This is a genomic window from Streptomyces sp. NPDC004435, assembly GCF_042873895.1.
Classification (GTDB): Bacteria; Actinomycetota; Actinomycetes; order Streptomycetales; family Streptomycetaceae; genus Streptomyces.
The window spans coordinates 249869-266385 of sequence record NZ_JBIAMB010000003.1 but is presented as its reverse complement, the minus strand read 5'-3'; the positions used below and the strand labels follow the sequence as shown (position 1 = coordinate 266385).

Here is a 16517-nt window from a genome sequence, read left to right as displayed (position 1 = left end):
CAGGGCGCGTGCTTCAGGGCGCGAGCCTCCGGAGACCGGCCCCAAGGCGCGGGAGTCCGGGCGCGGGAATCCGAAGGCCGGAATCAGGAGGCGCGCAGCGCCGCCAGCGCGGCGAGCGCACGGTCCGCGTGGGCGCTCATCCGCAGCTCGCTGCGGACCACCTCGCGCACCCGTCGGTCCTGTCCGATCACGAACGTGACCCGCTTCGTCGGGGCCAGCGAGAAGCCGCGCCGCACACCGAAGCGCTCGCGCACGGCGCCCTCGGGGTCGGAGAGCAGCGGATAGCCCAGCGAGTGGCGCTCGGTGAACTCCCGCTGCTTCTCCACGACGTCCCCGCTGACCCCCACGGGCAGCGCGCCCGCCGCGCGGAACTCGGCGGCCAGGTCGCGGAAGTGGCACGCCTCGGCGGTGCAGCCGGGCGTCATCGCCGCCGGGTAGAAGAAGAGCACGACTGGCCCCTCCTCGAGCAGCCCGGAGAGGGAGCGCGGGGTGCCGGTCTCATCCGGAAGGGTGAAGTCCTCGACGAGGTCACCGACGTTCATGGGTCCGCCCCTTCGTCGGGCGCGCCGGCTTCGCGGCGTACGCCCTGCCCGTACCCTCCGGCCTCCCCGGCGGGCTACCCGAGAGTTCTACCTCAGGGTAGGAGTCGGCGTCACCCCGTCGCCGCCCCGGCCGGCGGCGATCCGCGCGTCGAGGACCGCGAGCACCCGCTCGCTCCACCGGAGGTTCTCCTCCTCCAGCAACCGGCCGCGCATCAGCGTCAGATACGGCCCGACGCGCTCCGACTCGCGCAGATACGTCTCCTCGTCCCGCCCGTCCAGCAGCCACTCCCGCAGGCGGTCGTACCGCGCCAGCTTCTCCCGCGAGACGTCCATCCGCCCTGCCACGAAGCCCCGCACGGCCTCCGTGTCACCGCCGTCGCACGCCTGCACCTGCACCATCAGCTCGTCGCGCACCGCCAGCGGCCGCGGCGCCGTGGAGGTGAACGCTCCGAGGTCCCGGTGTCCCTCCGGAGTGAGGCTGAACATCCGCTTGTTCGGGCGCCGTTCCTGCTCGACGACCCGGGCGGTGATGAGCCCGGCCTCGGAGAGCCGGTCGAGCTCGCGGTAGAGCTGCTGGGGAGTGGCGGCCCAGAAGTTGGCGACGGACACGTCGAAGATCTTGGCCAGGTCGTAGCCGGATGCCTCGCCCTCCAGGAGAGCTGCGAGGACGGCGTGCTTGAGCGACATCCGGACACGCTAGCAGTCCGTTGAATAGTTTCCTCCGCACCTATTCAACGACCGCAACATCCACGGTCCGGGCCCGCGGCCCCCGGTCCGCACCCTCTTGTCTGGCACCCCGACCCGGGGCCTGCCTACGCTGGATCACCAGGACACCGCGGGGGAGACGACCGGGGGAAGCCGGAGGAGCGAGCAGCGCCATGGACACCGACGCGTACGTCTACACCAGCTACATCAGGACCACCCCGGACGACCTCTGGAAGGCGCTGACGGAGCCGGAACTGACCCGACGCTACTGGGGCGTGGCCTTCGAGACGGAGTGGACCCCCGGCGCGACGATGGTCTGGGACGAGGGCGACCGCAGGACCGCCGACCCCGAGCAGGTCGTCGTCGAGGCCGTCCCGGGTCGCCTCCTCGCGTACACCTGGCACACCTTCACCCCCGAATGGGCGAAGGCCGTCGGCCTGGACGACGAGGTGTACGGACCCCTCTCCCGCGAGCGCCGGTCCACGGTCACCTTCACCGTCGAACCCTCCGGGGACATGGTCCGGCTGACCGTCACGCACAGCGGCCTGGAGCCGGACGGCATCATGCGCGGGCTCATCGGAGAGGGCTGGCCCGCGATCGTCTCCAGCCTGAAGTCGCTCCTGGAGACCGGCGAGGAGCTTCCGGACCCGCCTCGCTGACCCCTTCGAGTCATGGTCCAGGCCCCTCGCGCCCGCCGCATCGGCCGCGGGTCGCACGAGACGCGGGTCCACCGGGACGGCCGGCTGCTCCGCGTCATCCCCCGGAGCCGTCCGCGGCCTCGGACCGGGGGTTCTCCGGGCCGGGGGCGGGGCCGCTCGGCACGGGTTCGCCGAGCAGCAGCCGGGGTCGGCGCTGGAGACCGGCTCCCACGAGCACGCCGAGGGCGATCGCGGCCACCGTGATCACGGTGCCGACCAGGCTGTTCAGGCCGCCGCCGGTGTCCTTCTCCACGATGATCTCCGAGACGCCCGTGAGCCCGATCGCACCCGGGACCAGGAGCCAGAAGCAGGGCAGGAAGACCACCTGGTCGGGGGTGCGGGAGCGCTTCTCGATCCAGGTCGCCATCGGCGGCAGGACCGCCCCGGCGGCGAAGGCGCCGAAGGCCGCCCCGGCCAGCTCGGACGCGGTCGACTGCACCAGCCGTTCGACGAGGAGCGCGCCGAGCAGCCAGCCGGTCACCCGAGGCGGCGCGGAGAAGTACAGCAGGAAGCCGAAGCCGAGCAGCAGCACCCCCGCCCACGGCGCCCACGCGCCGAGCGGTTCCGCCGCCTTTCCGCCCGAGGGGTGCGCCCGCAGCAGTTCGGAGCCGACCAGGATGCCGAGCGAGAGCAGCAGCAGGACGCTGACCGCGCCGGCCAACCGGGAGATCCCGGACAGCGCGGCCCCGGTGGCGAGCTCGATCGCGCCGAGGGTGAGCGCCGCACCCGGCAGGAAGGCGATGAGCGGCGGGACGTAGAGCACGGCGGGGTTCTCGTGCAACAGGGGGCCGGCCCACCGGAGCGCGGCGGCGGTGACCAGGATGGCGGTGACCACCGGCAGTGCGGTACGGGCCGAGGGCAGCCGGTCGCCGAACAGGCGCAGCAGACCGACGCCGGCGCCGAGCACCGCGTACCCGGCGATGGCGGGCAGGGTCGCGTGCCGCATGGTGCCGAGTCCGACCGTCAGCAGCACGTAACCGAAGACGGTGGCCGACGGGCTGAACCGCTCCGGCCGCTCGCGGTTGCGCCGCAGCGCCCGGCGCACCTCTTCGAAGGGAACCTCCTCCGCGAGCATCCGGGTGACCAGCGCCTGGAGCGCCTCCACCTGGTCGAGCCGCAGGTCGGGCCCCTCGACGGGGGCGAAGTCGAGCTCGCCGCCGCGCCCGTCGGGACCGCCGCCGACCCGCACGAACAGCCCGGTCGGCACCACGAAGCAGCGCGCCCGGGTGCCGTAGCGCGCGGCGACATCGTGCAGCGTCCGTTCGACCTCGGAGCTGCGCTCGGCGGCCCGCAACAGGTCGGAGCCGAGCTCGCAGAGGAGCGCGGCGAGGTCCCTCAGCCGTTCCCGCCCGGCCGTCTCGTCCTCGGGGAGCGTGACCGTGCCGGTGCGCCGCCGGGGCCGCAGCGCTGCCACCCGCCGCGCGAGACCACGCATATCAAATCGGGGCAAAAGGCGCATTCGCGAACGTTAGCAGGGGGTGCGCGGGTGGGTCGGTGTCGAAGGACGGAGCGTCAGATCCCGCCCCCGGCCCCGCCGGTGCGTACGCACCGCTGCCATCATGACCGGATGAAGGACACCCCCTCCGGTACCGCCCCTGAGACCGATCCCGGCACCGCCCCCGAGACGGATCCCGGCACCGGCCTCGCCCCCGGCACCGCCCTCGTCCCCGGCGAGCGCGACCGTCTGCTGGAGGAGGCGGTCGCCCTCCGCGCCGGAGGCCGCCGGGAGGAGGCGCGCGAACGGCTGGTCTCCCTCGCCGCGCGCCTCCCCGGCGACGCGGAGGTCGCCTACCAGGCCGCCTGGGCGCATGACGTCCTCGGCCTGGAGGCCGAAGCCGTGCCGTACTACGAGACCGCGCTCGCCGGCCCCGGCCTCACCGCCGACGACCGGCGCGGCGCGCTCCTCGGCCTCGGCAGCACCTACCGGACCCTCGGCCGGTACGAGGACGCGGTCGGCCTGCTCGAACCGGCGACGGCGGAGTTCCCGGAGGACGGCGCCCTCCGCGCCTTCCTCGCGATGGCCCTGTACAACACCGGCCGCCACCACGACTCCGTACGGCTGCTCCTGACCCTCCTCGCCGCCACGAGCGAGGATCCTTCCGTACGGGAGTACCGCCCGGCCATCGAGCACTACGCGCGGGACCTCGACGCGATCGGATGACGGGCACGCCAACGGCGGGCGAGGGCGCCCGGCCGCCCGCGCCGGCCGCCCGCGCCGGCCGCGGCCGGCGCTCGACGACTGAGCGCCGCCCGCGGCCGGAGCTCAGTCGTTGACCGCGGTCAGCAGCACGGCGGAGTCCTCGACGGCGGTCAGCCCGTGGCGTTCCTTCGGGATCTCCCGCAGCGCGCCGGCGGCCAGTTCGTCCGCCCAGCCGTGCGTGGTCAGCCGCACCCGGCCGGTGAGCACCTGGAGGCTCGCCGCCGGAGGGGCGTTGTGCTCGTCCAGAGCCGTGCCGGCGGTGAGCGCGATCACGGTCTGCCGCAGCACCCCGTCGTGCAGCACCAGATGGGCGCTGCGCCCGTGCGGGGCGGTGCGGGCGGTGGCCAGGTGCTCGTCGGCGAGGGCGGTGAGGTCCACGTTCATACCCCCAGCCTCGCGGCTGCGTCCGCGCGCGCAACTCGGGCCGCCGGCCGGCTCACCCTGCGGGCAGGAGCGCCCCCGCGAGGTGGTCGTACGCGACGTGGGCGTGGAGCCGGACACCGGTGACGAGGGTGTCGTCGTCGGCGTAGAAGCCCGGATGGTGGTTGGTGACGAGACCGCGTCCGCCCTCCTCCGCGACGGGGAGTCCGTCCGGGCCGAGCACCGCGTCCTGGACGCCGAGCATCACGTACAGCCCGCCGAAGCGCGAGAGGAGCTCGGAGACGTCGTCGTAGCCGAGCGTCGCCCCGGTCTCCGTGACCCGCTCCTCGCCCGCCACCCGCCGGAGGGTCGGCAGCCCGGCCGCCACCCACGGCCCGGTGTTGTGCACCGGAGGCACCGGCTGGAGGTACTCCACCTCGGCCGTGGCGCCGTACGCCGCCGCCGAGTGCTCGGCCAGCCGCTGGAGCCCTTGCCGCACGTCCGGCATGTCGGACTCCACGGCGCAGCGGACGGTGCCCCAGAGCGTCACCGTCTCGCCGATGATGTTGAACCGGCCGACGTCCTCGACGTGCCCGATGGTGACGGTGACCGGGTCGAAGGCCGAGACCTGCCGGTACAGCTGCCCGATCCCGGTGAGCACCGCCCCGGCGGCGGGCATCGGGTCGATGCCCTGCCACGGTGTGGAGCCGTGCACCTGCCGGCCGCTGATGGTGATCCTGACCAGCACGGAGGCGCCGTACTGATTGCCCGCCCGGTAGCCGACGTACCCCTTCGGGAACGGTGTCACGTGCATGCCGAAGGCCATCGTCGGCACCGGGTCGTCGAAGGCGCCCGCCTCGACCATGGCGAGCGCTCCGCCGGTCTCGGTCACCGGCGGCCCCTCCTCCGCCGGCTGGAAGACGAACAGGACCGTTCCCGGCAGCCGGTCGCGCACCCCCGCGAGGACCGTCGCCGCCCCCATCAGCATCGCCGTGTGGCAGTCGTGCCCGCAGGCGTGGGAGACCGGGAACGGTCCGCCCGGGTAGTCCGCGTCCACCACCGTGGAGGCGAACTCCTCCCCGCACAGGTCCTTCACCGGCAGCGCGTCCGTGTCCGCGCGCAGCGCCACCACCCGTCCGCCGCCGGGGGCCGTTCCCCGGAGCACTCCGACGACCCCGTGCCCGGCGATGCCCGTGCGTACCTCGTCGAGGCCCAGGCCGCGCAGATGGCCGGCGACGAACCGGGCCGTTCCCTCCTCCCGGTTGGACAGCTCGGGGTGCCGGTGGAGGTGGTGCCGCCAGTCGACCACCTGCGGGCCGGCCTCCTCGGCCAGCCGGTCGAGTTCGGCGTGGACGGGATCGCGGTTCATGGGCTCCCCTTCGGTCTCGGTCGGTCTGGGTGTTCCGCGGCTCGGACGCTGCCCCATGCCGGGCGCTCCCACGGTCAGGCTCGCCGCCGGAGGGCGGGAACGGAAGGACGCGTGCGACGCGCACGGCCCCGGGAGTACGGCTCCGGGGCCGTACCCGCGGTGTGCGGTACGGCCCCGGCGGGGGAGCGGCGGGTGCGGTCGGCACAGCCCCGAAGAGGGAGCGGCGGCACAGCCCCGGAGAGGGAGCGGCGGGTGCGGTCAGCCGGTGAAGACCTCGACGAGGGACCAGATCGCGAGGCCCGCCATGCAGACGCCGCCGACGCGCTGGACGGTCTTGAGCGGGACGCGCTTGGCGATGAAGCGGCCGGCGACGAGGGCCAGGGCGGAGACCGAGGTGAGGGCGATGAAGGAGCCGATCGCGGTCGACGCGGTGCCGTTCGTGGCGGCGAGGTTGGCGGTGGTGATCTGGGTCAGGTCGCCCCACTCGCTGATGAAGACGGCCATGAAGGCCGTGGAGAACACCGGCCAGAAGCCGGTGACGGTCCTGCCGCCCGCGTCCTCCTCGTCGTCGTCGCCCCCACCGCGCAGCAGGATGAACGCGCCGAAGCCGAACATCAGCGCGGAGACGAGTTTGACGATCCAGCCGGGCAGCATTCCGAGGAGGCTGCCGGCTCCGACGGCGAGGGCGACGTGCACCGCGAAGGCGGCGGACGTCCCGAACCACACGTACAGCGGACGCATGCGCGTGCCCATGGCGAGCGACGCGAACATCGTCTTGTCGGGAAGCTCGGCGAGGAAGATGAGCCCGAAGGCGGTGACGATCGCCAAGGGGTCGAGGTGCATACCGGCGCTCTCTGCTCGGTCCGGGCCCGGTGGCTCCGCACGGCACCTTCGCAGGGCGACGGGAGGACCACTCGGCCCGGCATGACGAACCACGCCCACGGAGGTGCGGGCGCGGTGATGCCTGGCCGAAGGTCTCGCCCGTCCGCGTCACGCGCGGACCCGGTCACCGGGAACCCGGGGGTTCCAGTGTGTCGACGACCGGTTCGCAGGGCTACTCCCCTTCGCTGCCCACCAGTGTAACGGAAGGATCATTCAGGCATGAGAGCTGTCTCTTCCCTACGCGAATATGCGCGTTTACATCCGGAGAGTATCGATTCGGATGCCGGGGCGGCGCATGTCTCACCCTGCACCTCAGGGTGAGTCCCGGGCCTCTCGCGCACTGCCGTCGGGACACGCCAGCCCGCCGCGCCCCGGTCGCGCCGCCCGTTCTGCGTACGATCATGAAATGCACGCAGCTGGTCCCCGGCCCCGGCCTCGACCCGCCACCACGTCGCGGGCCCAGTTCAACCTGGGCCGGGCCCTGCCCGTCCTGGTCATGATCGTGGTCGTCGTGGCGGACGCGATCACCCCCGACGCCGAGCGGGTCGACCGCCTGCTCTTCACCGTCCCGGCCCTCGCCGCCGCCACCTGGAGCGTGTGGGGGACCATCGGCATGGGCGTCGCCGCCATGGCACTGCGGGCGGTGCTCGTCCTGAGCCGCGGCGGACCCGTCGGGGACGAACTCCTCGCGAGCGAGGGCCTCATCCTCTCCATCACCGCCGTGGCCGCCTGGATCAGCGCGGTCCGCACCCGCTACGAGCGGGACCTCGCCGAGGTCACGGCCGTCGCCGACGTGGTCCAGCGGGTGGTGCTCCGCCCGCTGCCGCCCCGCCTCGGCCCCTTCGAACTCCACCTGCTGTACGTGGCCGCCGCGGCCAAGGCCCGCATCGGCGGCGACTTCTACGAGGCCGTGCAGATCCCGGGAGCCGTACGGATCATGCTCGGCGACGTACAGGGCAAGGGCCTCGGTGCCGTCGAGACCGCCTCCGTCCTCCTCGGCGCCTTCCGCTCGACCGCGTACGACGCACCCGACCTCGGCGCCCTCGCCGACCGGCTCGACGAGGGCCTGGCCCGCTACGCGGCCTGGGACCCCGACTCCGACGCGGCCGAACGTTTCGCCACCGTCGTCCTCGTCGAACTCCCCGACACCGGAGCCACCGCCCGGCTCCTCAACTGCGGCCACCCCGCCCCCCTCCTCCAGCGCGGCACCACCGTCACCACCGTGGAGGTCGCCGAACCCTCCCTGCCGCTCAACCTCGCCGGGCTCGCCGATTCCCGCCACCACATCGAGGAGTTCCCCTTCGGTCCGGGAGACCGGCTGCTGCTCTACACCGACGGCGTCAGCGAGACGCGCGACCGGGCCGGCGTGTTCTATCCGCTGGAGGAGCGCGCCCGGCAGTGGGGCGACGCCCCCTCCGCGCAGGTCCCCGAACTGCTCCACCGGGACCTCGCCACCTACGGCGGCGGCGGCCTGGACGACGACGTCGCCGCCCTCCTCGTCGCCCGCACCGGCGCGCCCGCGCCGCCCGACGCCTCCCGCTGACAGCTGCGCCCTCCCGCTGACACCCGCCGGAACAGATCCCTCCGCTCCCAAACGTCGAGTTCGGGGCGACCTGGGTCGTTCCCGCCCCGTTGCGTGATGCGTGCGCCCTTCGTGCGCTCTGGTCACTCCCTTCCCGATACGTGAGGCTTGCGTGCGTCCGCACGACGGACAGTCACACTCCAGTCGAGAGGAACGGGTGCACGTGCCCCAGTCCAACCCCACCACCGACGGCTCGTCCGAGGAGTTCCCGGGATTCCCCGGGCTCAGGACCACCCTCAGCGAGGCCGACGCGGAACGCGTCGCGGCCGACGGCCTCTGGGCCTCCGGCGGCACGGTCCACCCCGAGGCGGTCCGGTTCGGCCAGGCCGTGGTCACCGCCCTCCTCGCCGACGACCCCCTTCCGGAAGGCATGCTGCCCGCCGCGCTCGCCGAACGCGTCGCCCGGGTGCGCGGCCTCGCCGTGCCCGGCTACCACCGCGTCGAGACCACGGACGGCCACCGCCTCTCCGCCTTCAGCCTGCGGCAGCTCGGCCCCGGCCCCCACCCGCTCGTCGTCGTGCCCTCCGGCTGGACCCCCTTCGGGTGGGGTCTCTTCCCCGGGGCCTACCTCGCCCTCGCCCTCCGCGGCTACCACGTCCTCGCCTACACCCCGCGCGGTCTCGGCATTCCCGGCCTCCCGACCACCTCCGAGGGGTACGTCGACGTCGCGGGCCCGAACGACGTGGCCGACGGCTCCACCCTCGTCGACTTCGGCGTCGAGCGCTTCGCCCCCGCCGTCATCGGCTTCCTCGGCGAGTCCTACGGCTCCGGCATCAGCCAGCTCGTCGCCGCCCACGACGAGCGCGTCTCCGCCGTCGTCGCGCTCAGCACCTGGGGCAACCTCGCCACCAGCCTCTACGACCACAGGACTCGCCACCTCGCCGCCGTGAAGGCCCTCATCGGCTTCACCGGCGGCCCCGTGGAGGAGAAGTTCGACGAGGAGAACCGGCGGATCCTCGACGACTTCCTGAACGACCGGAACCTCGACGCCGTCGTCCGCTGGGGCGAGCGCCGCTCGCCGCTGACCTACGCCGACCTCACCGACGACCACGGCACCCCCACCTTCTACTCGAACACCTGGCACGAGAGCCTCTTCGCGGTCAACGAGGCCGTCGACACCTTCGACCGGCTCCGTGTCCCCAAGCGGCTCAACCTCTGGATCGGCGACCACGCAGCCCCCGAGGGCGCCGGGCTCCTCGGCACCTCCCTCGGCGCCCCCGACCCCGTCCTCGACGAGGCGTACGCCTGGCTCGACCACCACCTCAAGGGCGAACGCAACGGCGTCGAGGAGTGGGACGAGGTCTGCGGCCAGGTGATGTTCACCTACGTCACCGAGCCCGACCTCGACCCCGTCACCGGGCAGCCCACCGGCACCCGCCGGATCGTCGAACCCGCCGTCCGCGAGTCCCGCCCCACCTGGCAGGACGTCACCGTCGGCCACGAACTCCTCGGCCTCACCGGAGACGGCGCCGGCGGCACCGACGGCCTGCTCGTCCCGGCGGACGGGGACGCGGAGACCACCGGCTGGCGCCGCACCTTCCTCGCCGGCGTCGACACCGAGGCCACCGCGATGGGCGAACTGCTCCGCACCGGCCAGGCCGAGTGGAAGGGCAACCCCAAGCTCTACGACACGCACAAGATCGACCGTCGGCACGCCCTCGCCTGGGCGACCGAACCCCTCGTCGCCGCGGACGGCGGCCCCGTGGGACGGCGCGTCCGCGGCGTTCCGCGGCTCCGGCTCACCGTCCGCTCCACCGTCGCCTCGGCCGGCCTCATCGCCCACCTCTTCGACGTGGCCGAGGACGGCACGGCGAGGATCATCACCCACGAGCCGCTGAACGCCTACGGCCTGACGCCCGACCAGGACACCACCGTCACCTGGTCCCTCCAGGCCGCCGCGTACGACATCCCCGTCGGCCACCGGCTGATGCTCGTCGTCGACAGCAAGGACCCGCTGTACGGGGACGCCTCCGTCACGTGGACGCAGACCGAGCTCGGCTCGCCGCCCGGGGACGCCTCCTACCTGGAGCTGCCCCTCGGCTGAACCTCCTCCGGCCGGGGTACGCCTCGCGGACGACGCGGCGCCCGGGGGAGTCCTTCTAGCGTGATCCGCATGAAGCGACTCATCCGGGCGGCCGCGGCCGCCGTCCTCGCCGGCACGCTCGCCTTACCCGCCGGCACCGCCATGGCCTCGCCCGCCACGACCCCCGCGGCCGGTGCCGCGTCCGCCGTCCTCGCGGACGCCGCGGTGCCCGTGAAGCCCTTCACGCTGCCGGCGCCGACCGGGCGGCACCCCGTGGGCAGCACCCTCCTGCCGCTCGTCGACCGTTCCCGTACCGACCCCTGGGTGCCCACCGCCAACGGACGACGGCTGATGGTCACCCTCCACTACCCGGCCGCCCGGCCCGGCGGAGGCCCCCGCGCCCCGTACGCCGGCCGCGAGGAGGCGCGCCGGATGGCCGAGGGGATCGGCGCCGCCGCCGCGATGCCGGCGGACGTCGTCGCCGCCACCCGGACCCACAGCAGGAGCGACGTCCGCCCCGCACCCGGACGCCGCCCGCTCGTGCTGCTCTCGCCGGGCTTCTCCGTCTCCCGCTGGACCCTCACCCACCTCGCCGAGGACCTCGCCTCGCGCGGCTACGTCGTCGCCTCGGTCGACCACGCCTACGAGTCGTACGGCATCACCCTGCCCGGTGGCGAGACGTTGGGCTGCGTCGCCTGCGTCGCGCTCGACGAGCAGGGCGTCCCCGCCGGCGTCGTGACCTCGACCAGGGCCGCCGACATGCGTTTCGTCCTGGACCGGCTCACCGGGCCCCGCCCCGCGTGGCGGTACGCGAGGATCATCGACGCGCGGCGGATCGGGATGGCCGGGCACTCCATCGGGGGAGCGAGCGCCGCCACCGCGATGGTGGCCGACCGCAGGATCGACGCCGGCGTGAACATGGACGGCGCCTTCTGGGAGGAGCTGCCGGCGGAACGGCTGCGCGGGCGGCCCTTCCTGATGCTCGGGACCCACGACAAGGTCCACCTGCCGGGCGGCGAGGACACCACCTGGGACCGGATGTGGCCCCGGCTCGACGGTTGGAAGCGATGGCTCACGGTGGCCGGATCGGCGCACTCGACCTACTCGGACTTCCCGATGATCGAGCGCCACTTCGGCCTGCCCGCCCCGGAGATCGCGCCCGAACGGGCCGTCTCGCTCACCCGCACCTACGTGGCGGCCTTCTTCGACCGGCACCTGCGCGGAGCACCGGACGGCCTGCTCGCGGGGCCCTCCCCTGCCCACCCGGAGGTCCACTTCCAGAACCCCTGACCCGGCGGGCGGAGCGGGGAGGGGCGAGCGGCCCGCTTCAGGAGCGGTACGCCGGGATGTGGGCCGCCGCCCAGTCGGCCAGCTCGCGGGAGCAGGCGGCGACCGAGTCGCGCCAGGTGCGGTCGGCGCCGTCACCCGCCTCGTCGCTGACGTGCTTCACGATCCGCAGCGGCACCCCGGACGCCTCCGCCGCCGCGGCCAGCGCGTAGCCCTCCATGTCCACCAGCGGGGCGCGCTCGGCGAGCCGGGCGCGGGCGGCCTCGTCGGAGATGAACGCGTCCCCGGTGGCGAGGACCACGTCACCGCCGTCGGGGAGCGCGATCGGAGCCCCGTACGTCTCGCCGGTCAGCGTCGCGAGGAGTTCGCCGTCCAGGTCGTGCTGGACGACCGTGCCGACCACGTGCGTGCCCGACCAGCCGGTGCGCAGGGCGCCGGCGGTGCCGAGGTTGACGATGCCGCAGGGACGCGGCCCCCGGCCCAGGACCGTGGCGAGCGCGGTCGCCGCGTTCACCTTGCCCATGCCCGTGAGGAGCACGGGCAGGGACGTGTCGAAGAACTGCGCCTCCTCCTTCACGGCGAGGACGAGCAGCGGCCGGTCGGAGGTGATCTCTCCCAGGAGTTCCATGGCCCCACGCTAGTTCGCCCGCCCACGGACCGTACAGCCGGGACGGTGGGAGCGGTGGCGGGACGGGGCCGGGACGGCGCGACGGTGGGCCGGTCGTCAGGCGAGGGGGGCGAGACCCCGCTCCGCGAGGGCCTCGCCGAGGACGCGCAGGGCTTTGGGACCCACTCCGTGCAGAGCGGCGAGGTCGGCCGACGGCACGCCCGCGAGCTGGTCGAGCCGGGTGTAGCCGACGGCGGCGAGGGCGCGGGTCGCGGGCGCGCCGATGCCGCGCGGGAAGTCGGTCTCTGGACGGTCGGATCCGGTGGTGGCCATGGGCCGATCGTGCCACGGGCGGGACGGGACCGCCGGTGTTCCCGCCCGGCGGATGCGTCGCGTGGCGGCGGCCCGTGGTCAGACCGGGAGCAGCCGCCCGATCACTTCGCCGAGCCGGCGGGCGTTGCGGCAGGGCCACATGTCCACCACCTCCGCGTACAGCGGGGCCACCGAGTCGCCCGTGCCCCACAGCGCGGGCTGTTCCGGGTTGAGCCAGTGCACCCGGCGGGCGCGCTCGGCGATCAGCCGCAGCGACTCGATCCGCGGGTCGGCCCGGTTCGTGCGGGCGTCGCCGAGGACGAAGACGACCGTGCGCGGACCGAGCGCGTCCGCGTACCGCTCGACGAACTCGTCGAGCGCCGTCCCGTAGTCGCTCTGCCCGTGCCAACCGGTCAGCCGCGCCTCCGCGAGGATCCGCTCGCCCAGCCCTGGCGGGTCCGCAGCGCCCCGCGCGAGGAGGCCGGTGACCTCGTCGACCCGGTTGACGAAGGCGAAGACGCGGACCCGGCCGAACTGGTCGTGCAGCGCCTGCACCAGTGCCATCGTGAACCCGGCGAAGCCGGCCACCGACCCGGACACGTCGCACAGCAGCACCAGCTCGGGCCGCCCGGGACGGCGTCGGCGCAGCACCGGACGGACCGGCACTCCGCCGGTGGAGAGCGAGCCCCGCAGGGTCCTGCGCAGGTCGATCTCGCCGCGCGAGGCCCTGCGCCGGCGGGCCGCGAGCCGGGTGGCCAGCTTCCGCGCCAGCGGCCGTACCGTCCGCCGCAGCTCGTCCAGCTGCTCGCGCCCAGCCAGCAGGAAGTCCACCCGGTCCGCCGTCCCGGCCACCGCCCGCCGGGCCACCTGGTCACGCCCCCGCCGGTCGGCGACCCGGCGCCGGGCCTCGGTCCGCACCCGCTCGCGGAACCCCTCGATCGCCCGGCGGATCTCCTCGTCGAGCAGCCGGTCGCCGAACTCGGGCTCCCGGCCCGAAGCCGTGCGCGCGGCGCGCACCCGGGCGAGCAGGGTCTCCGGGCGGAGCCGGGAGAGAGTCTGGTACGAGGACCAGCCGTCGGTCCCCGGTCCGGAACCGTAGCCGCCGAAGCCGGCCACCGCCTCGGCCGCGAGCCGGTCCAGGAGAGCCGTGTCACCGGCGGCCAACGCCTCGGCGATCCGCTCGCGCAGGCCGGCGAGGGCGGCGTTGTCCTGCTGGTCGACGAGGACCGCGTCCGCCTCGGCGGACGTCACCTTCGCCGGGAAGTACAGGTCGAAGACGCGGTCGAAGACCGGGCGCTGCCGCTCGCCGTGCAGCAGCGTCGCGGCGAGCGCCTCCCGCACCCGCTCCCGGTCGGCGAACCCGATCGCCTCCAGTGCGAGCCCGGCGTCGACGGTCTCGCCGGTGCCGATGCCGAAACCGTGGTCGCGCAGCGCCGCCACCAGGCCGGTCAGCCGCGCCACCGGCCCCTCCGGCGGGGCCTCGGCCTCGGGAGTCCCGGAGGCTCCGGAGGCTCCGGAGGTCCCGGGTGTCCCGGAGGTCTCGATGGGGTCGGCGCTGTCGGCGGGCTCGGGGACGGCGCTCACACCGCGTCCAGGTCCAGCTTGGCCGCCGCCCTCACGATGTCGTCCTGATGCTTGAGCAGGACGCCCAGGGTCTCCCGGACCACCCGCTCCTCCAGCCGTTCCGCGCCCAGGGCGAGGAGGGTGCGGGCCCAGTCGATCGTCTCCGAGACGGAGGGCACCTTCCGCAGGTCCATCGCGCGCAGCGCCCCCACGACCCGGACGACAGAGGCGGCGAGGGCCGCGTCCAGGCCCGGCACCTTCAGCGTGACGATCCGGCGCTCCAGTTCCTCCTCGGGGAAGCCGATGTGCAGGAAGAGACACCGGCGCCGCAGCGCCTCGGACAGCTCCCGGCTCGCGTTGGACGTGAGGACGGTGAAGGGGCGCCGGGCGGCGGTGATCGTGCCCAGTTCGGGCACGGTGACCTGGAAGTCGCCGAGGACCTCCAGGAGCAGGCCCTCCACCTCGACGTCGGCCTTGTCGGTCTCGTCCACGAGCAGCACCGTCGGCTCCTCGGAACGGATCGCGGTCAGCAGCGGGCGGGGGAGCAGGAACTCCTCGCTGAAGATGTCGGTGCGGGCCTCGTCCCAGGACTCCCCCCGCCCGGCGGTGATCCGCAGCAGTTGCTTGGCGTGGTTCCACTCGTACAGCGCCCGGGCCTCGTCGACTCCCTCGTAGCACTGGAGCCGGACGAGCCGGGCGCCGGTCGCCTCCGTGACGGCCTGTGCCAGCTGCGTCTTCCCGACGCCGGCGGGGCCCTCGACGAGGAGCGGTTTGCCCAGCCGGTCGGCGAGGAAGACCGTGGTGGCGATGGCGGGGGAGGCCAGGTACCCGGTCGCGGCGAGTCGCTCGGCGACCTCGTCGACGGAGCCGAAGAACCCGTTCGTCATGGCAGTCCCCCCGGGGGAGCGAAGTGTCCTACTGGTCGGTAGCCTCTGGGTGTACTTGATCAGATCCCGCATCGCCGCACAACAGTTCCCGCGCCGCCTCGTGCCGCGCGCGGAACGCAGCCCACTGGTGCAATGGGGGTGAGCGGGCGCCCGTCGCCCGCCCGGTGGCCGCACGGCGGTGGAGGTGTCGTGGCGGAGAGAGACGAGGCCGAGCGGCGCCTGTCGTCCGCTCTGGAGGCGGCGATCGGCCTGATCGGCACGACGCTCGACGAGGCCGTCACCTGCCGCGAACTCGCCGCCTTCCTCGCTCGTCACCCCGGCGGCACCGCCACCGTCTCCCTGACCCCCGGCAGGGAGACGAACCCCGGCAGCCAGGCCCCGCCCGCCCCGCAGCGGGCCACGCCCGGCCCGGACGCCGTCCCACCGGCCGCTGCGGGGACGACGGCGGGGGCGACGGTGGGGACGGCGGCGGCCCCGGGGGCCATGAGCGGCCCGCACGCCGCCCCCCTCGCACCGGGAGGCGCCGCCGGTCCGGAGCCGCTCCACACGCTCACCGCCCCTCTCGCCGTCGACCGCGAGCGCCCCCTGGGCACGGTCACGCTCGCCCGCACCACGGCCCCGTACACCGGCGCGGACCTCGCCGTACTGCGCCAGGCGGCCCGCCTCGCCGCACGTCACATCCGCCACGCCCGGCAGCTCGCCGCCACCGAGGACATCGCCCTCCATCTCCAGCGTGCCCTCGTCGCCGAACCCGGCCGGCCCCACCCCAACCTGGAGATCGCCGGCCGCTATCTGCCGGCCGGGTCGCACACGCTGGTCGGCGGTGACTGGTTCGAGACGGTACGGCTCCATTTCGGCCGCAGCCTGCTCGTCGTCGGCGACGTCATGGGCCACGGCCTCGAAGCCGCCGTCGACATGAACGCCTACCGCTCCGCGCTCCGGGAGGTCGCCGCCACCGACCTTCCGCCCCACCGGGTGCTGCGGCACCTGGACGCGGTCGTCGCGGAGGACGGGGCCCGCCGCCCCGCGACCTGTCTCCTGGTCCGCGTGGACCCCGGACGCGGCACCGCCACCTTCGCCAGCGCCGGCCACCTCCCGCCCGCCGTCTTCGGCCCGGACGGCTCGGCCGAACTCGTGGACCTGCCCGTCGGCCCGCCGCTCGGCACCGGCGTCGGCGGCTACGAGCCGGCCACCCGCGAGCTCGGACAGGGGGACACGCTGCTGCTCTTCACCGACGGCCTGGTCGAGCGCCGGGGCGAGGACATCGACGTCTCGCTGGCCCGGCTGGCCGGACTCCGACTGCCGCCGGAACCCGGACCCGAACAGGTGGTCGACGAGGTCCTCGGCCGCCTCGACGCGCACCACGCCGAGGACGACGTCGCCGTCCTCGCGGCCCGCGTCCGGACCAGGCCGGCGACCTGAGCGGGCGCCCGTGACGGAGCGCTTCCCCGACCCCACCCACGGTGGTGACATCGCGTCAGTCGGCCCTCTCCGGCGGCC

The 16517-nt window shown here is 74.3% G+C and carries 16 protein-coding genes; 6 read left to right on the top strand and 10 right to left on the bottom strand.

Annotated features, from left to right (window positions below):
• Positions 1 to 83 precede the first annotated feature (83 nt).
• On the bottom strand, positions 84 to 542 hold the full coding sequence (locus tag ACFYT9_RS06785; RefSeq protein WP_376604597.1) for a peroxiredoxin: 459 nt from the start codon (positions 540 to 542) through the stop codon (positions 84 to 86).
• An 87-nt stretch (positions 543 to 629) separates the two neighbouring features.
• A complete protein-coding gene (locus ACFYT9_RS06780; protein WP_387272269.1) occupies positions 630 to 1229 on the bottom strand; it encodes a PadR family transcriptional regulator in 600 nt (199 codons plus the stop codon).
• A 191-nt stretch (positions 1230 to 1420) separates the two neighbouring features.
• Between ACFYT9_RS06780 and ACFYT9_RS06775 the strand changes: the two genes are divergently transcribed.
• The gene (locus tag ACFYT9_RS06775) at positions 1421 to 1906 is read left to right on the top strand and encodes an SRPBCC family protein (protein WP_387272267.1); all 486 of its coding nucleotides are present in this window, start codon (positions 1421 to 1423) and stop codon (positions 1904 to 1906) included.
• Positions 1907 to 2000: 94 nt separating this feature from the next.
• On the opposite strand, the gene ACFYT9_RS06770 is transcribed toward ACFYT9_RS06775, so the two are convergent.
• Positions 2001 to 3380 (bottom strand): threonine/serine exporter family protein, encoded by a 1380-nt coding sequence (locus ACFYT9_RS06770; protein WP_389161388.1) that lies wholly within the window; start codon positions 3378 to 3380, stop codon positions 2001 to 2003.
• Between the two features lie 132 nt (positions 3381 to 3512).
• Between ACFYT9_RS06770 and ACFYT9_RS06765 the strand changes: the two genes are divergently transcribed.
• The gene (locus ACFYT9_RS06765; RefSeq protein WP_389161386.1) at positions 3513 to 4106 is read left to right on the top strand and encodes a tetratricopeptide repeat protein; all 594 of its coding nucleotides are present in this window, start codon (positions 3513 to 3515) and stop codon (positions 4104 to 4106) included.
• Positions 4107 to 4208: 102 nt separating this feature from the next.
• Here ACFYT9_RS06765 and ACFYT9_RS06760 read toward each other — a convergent pair whose 3' ends face one another.
• The 3 genes from ACFYT9_RS06760 to ACFYT9_RS06750 all read right to left on the bottom strand — a co-directional run bounded on the left by ACFYT9_RS06760 (position 4209) and on the right by ACFYT9_RS06750 (position 6717).
• The gene (locus tag ACFYT9_RS06760) at positions 4209 to 4529 is read right to left on the bottom strand and encodes a cupin (protein WP_376602813.1); all 321 of its coding nucleotides are present in this window, start codon (positions 4527 to 4529) and stop codon (positions 4209 to 4211) included.
• A gap of 52 nt (positions 4530 to 4581) precedes the next feature.
• Entirely contained in the window at positions 4582 to 5874 is a 1293-nt protein-coding gene (locus ACFYT9_RS06755) for a M20 family metallopeptidase (protein ID WP_389161384.1), read from the bottom strand.
• 258 nt (positions 5875 to 6132) lie between these two features.
• Positions 6133 to 6717 carry a TMEM165/GDT1 family protein gene (locus ACFYT9_RS06750; protein ID WP_376602811.1) on the bottom strand — a complete coding sequence of 195 codons (585 nt, stop codon included), beginning with the start codon at positions 6715 to 6717 and terminating at the stop codon, positions 6133 to 6135.
• A gap of 445 nt (positions 6718 to 7162) precedes the next feature.
• Between ACFYT9_RS06750 and ACFYT9_RS06745 the strand changes: the two genes are divergently transcribed.
• The 3 genes from ACFYT9_RS06745 (at position 7163) to ACFYT9_RS06735 (ending at position 11651) form a co-directional block, all read left to right on the top strand.
• A complete protein-coding gene (locus tag ACFYT9_RS06745; RefSeq protein ID WP_389161383.1) occupies positions 7163 to 8299 on the top strand; it encodes a PP2C family protein-serine/threonine phosphatase in 1137 nt (378 codons plus the stop codon).
• A gap of 202 nt (positions 8300 to 8501) precedes the next feature.
• A complete protein-coding gene (locus ACFYT9_RS06740; protein ID WP_389161381.1) occupies positions 8502 to 10382 on the top strand; it encodes a CocE/NonD family hydrolase C-terminal non-catalytic domain-containing protein in 1881 nt (626 codons plus the stop codon).
• A gap of 69 nt (positions 10383 to 10451) precedes the next feature.
• Positions 10452 to 11651, top strand: a complete 1200-nt coding sequence (locus ACFYT9_RS06735; RefSeq protein ID WP_389161379.1) for an alpha/beta hydrolase family protein — start codon at positions 10452 to 10454, stop codon at positions 11649 to 11651.
• A gap of 37 nt (positions 11652 to 11688) precedes the next feature.
• Here the strand turns inward: ACFYT9_RS06735 and ACFYT9_RS06730 are convergent, their stop codons facing one another.
• From ACFYT9_RS06730 to ACFYT9_RS06715, 4 genes are all read right to left on the bottom strand, one after another.
• Positions 11689 to 12276: a nucleosidase gene (locus tag ACFYT9_RS06730; RefSeq protein WP_389161377.1), complete on the bottom strand. Its 588-nt coding sequence runs from the start codon at positions 12274 to 12276 to the stop codon at positions 11689 to 11691.
• Positions 12277 to 12372: 96 nt separating this feature from the next.
• Positions 12373 to 12588, bottom strand: a complete 216-nt coding sequence (locus ACFYT9_RS06725) for a DNA-binding protein (protein WP_387272251.1) — start codon at positions 12586 to 12588, stop codon at positions 12373 to 12375.
• A gap of 78 nt (positions 12589 to 12666) precedes the next feature.
• Positions 12667 to 14028 carry a VWA domain-containing protein gene (locus ACFYT9_RS06720; protein ID WP_389161665.1) on the bottom strand — a complete coding sequence of 454 codons (1362 nt, stop codon included), beginning with the start codon at positions 14026 to 14028 and terminating at the stop codon, positions 12667 to 12669.
• Positions 14029 to 14147: 119 nt separating this feature from the next.
• Positions 14148 to 15017, bottom strand: a complete 870-nt coding sequence (locus ACFYT9_RS06715) for an AAA family ATPase (RefSeq protein WP_389161376.1) — start codon at positions 15015 to 15017, stop codon at positions 14148 to 14150.
• A 189-nt stretch (positions 15018 to 15206) separates the two neighbouring features.
• Here ACFYT9_RS06715 and ACFYT9_RS06710 point away from each other — a divergent pair, with 189 nt between their 5' ends.
• Positions 15207 to 16439, top strand: coding sequence for a PP2C family protein-serine/threonine phosphatase (locus ACFYT9_RS06710; protein ID WP_389161374.1), 1233 nt, complete (start codon positions 15207 to 15209; stop codon positions 16437 to 16439).
• Positions 16440 to 16517 lie beyond the last annotated feature (78 nt).

Bases quoted from the DNA above. Each gene is read 5' to 3' on its own strand.
- ACFYT9_RS06785 (WP_376604597.1), bottom strand. From the start codon at position 542: ATGAACGTCGGTGACCTCGTCGAGGACTTCACCCTTCCGGATGAGACC.
- ACFYT9_RS06780 (WP_387272269.1), bottom strand. From the start codon at position 1,229: ATGTCGCTCAAGCACGCCGTCCTCGCAGCTCTCCTGGAGGGCGAGGCA.
- ACFYT9_RS06775 (WP_387272267.1), top strand. From the start codon at position 1,421: ATGGACACCGACGCGTACGTCTACACCAGCTACATCAGGACCACCCCG.
- ACFYT9_RS06770 (WP_389161388.1), bottom strand. From the start codon at position 3,380: ATGCGTGGTCTCGCGCGGCGGGTGGCAGCGCTGCGGCCCCGGCGGCGC.
- ACFYT9_RS06765 (WP_389161386.1), top strand. From the start codon at position 3,513: ATGAAGGACACCCCCTCCGGTACCGCCCCTGAGACCGATCCCGGCACC.
- ACFYT9_RS06760 (WP_376602813.1), bottom strand. From the start codon at position 4,529: ATGAACGTGGACCTCACCGCCCTCGCCGACGAGCACCTGGCCACCGCC.
- ACFYT9_RS06755 (WP_389161384.1), bottom strand. From the start codon at position 5,874: ATGAACCGCGATCCCGTCCACGCCGAACTCGACCGGCTGGCCGAGGAG.
- ACFYT9_RS06750 (WP_376602811.1), bottom strand. From the start codon at position 6,717: ATGCACCTCGACCCCTTGGCGATCGTCACCGCCTTCGGGCTCATCTTC.
- ACFYT9_RS06745 (WP_389161383.1), top strand. From the start codon at position 7,163: ATGCACGCAGCTGGTCCCCGGCCCCGGCCTCGACCCGCCACCACGTCG.
- ACFYT9_RS06735 (WP_389161379.1), top strand. From the start codon at position 10,452: ATGAAGCGACTCATCCGGGCGGCCGCGGCCGCCGTCCTCGCCGGCACG.
- ACFYT9_RS06730 (WP_389161377.1), bottom strand. From the start codon at position 12,276: ATGGAACTCCTGGGAGAGATCACCTCCGACCGGCCGCTGCTCGTCCTC.
- ACFYT9_RS06725 (WP_387272251.1), bottom strand. From the start codon at position 12,588: ATGGCCACCACCGGATCCGACCGTCCAGAGACCGACTTCCCGCGCGGC.
- ACFYT9_RS06715 (WP_389161376.1), bottom strand. From the start codon at position 15,017: ATGACGAACGGGTTCTTCGGCTCCGTCGACGAGGTCGCCGAGCGACTC.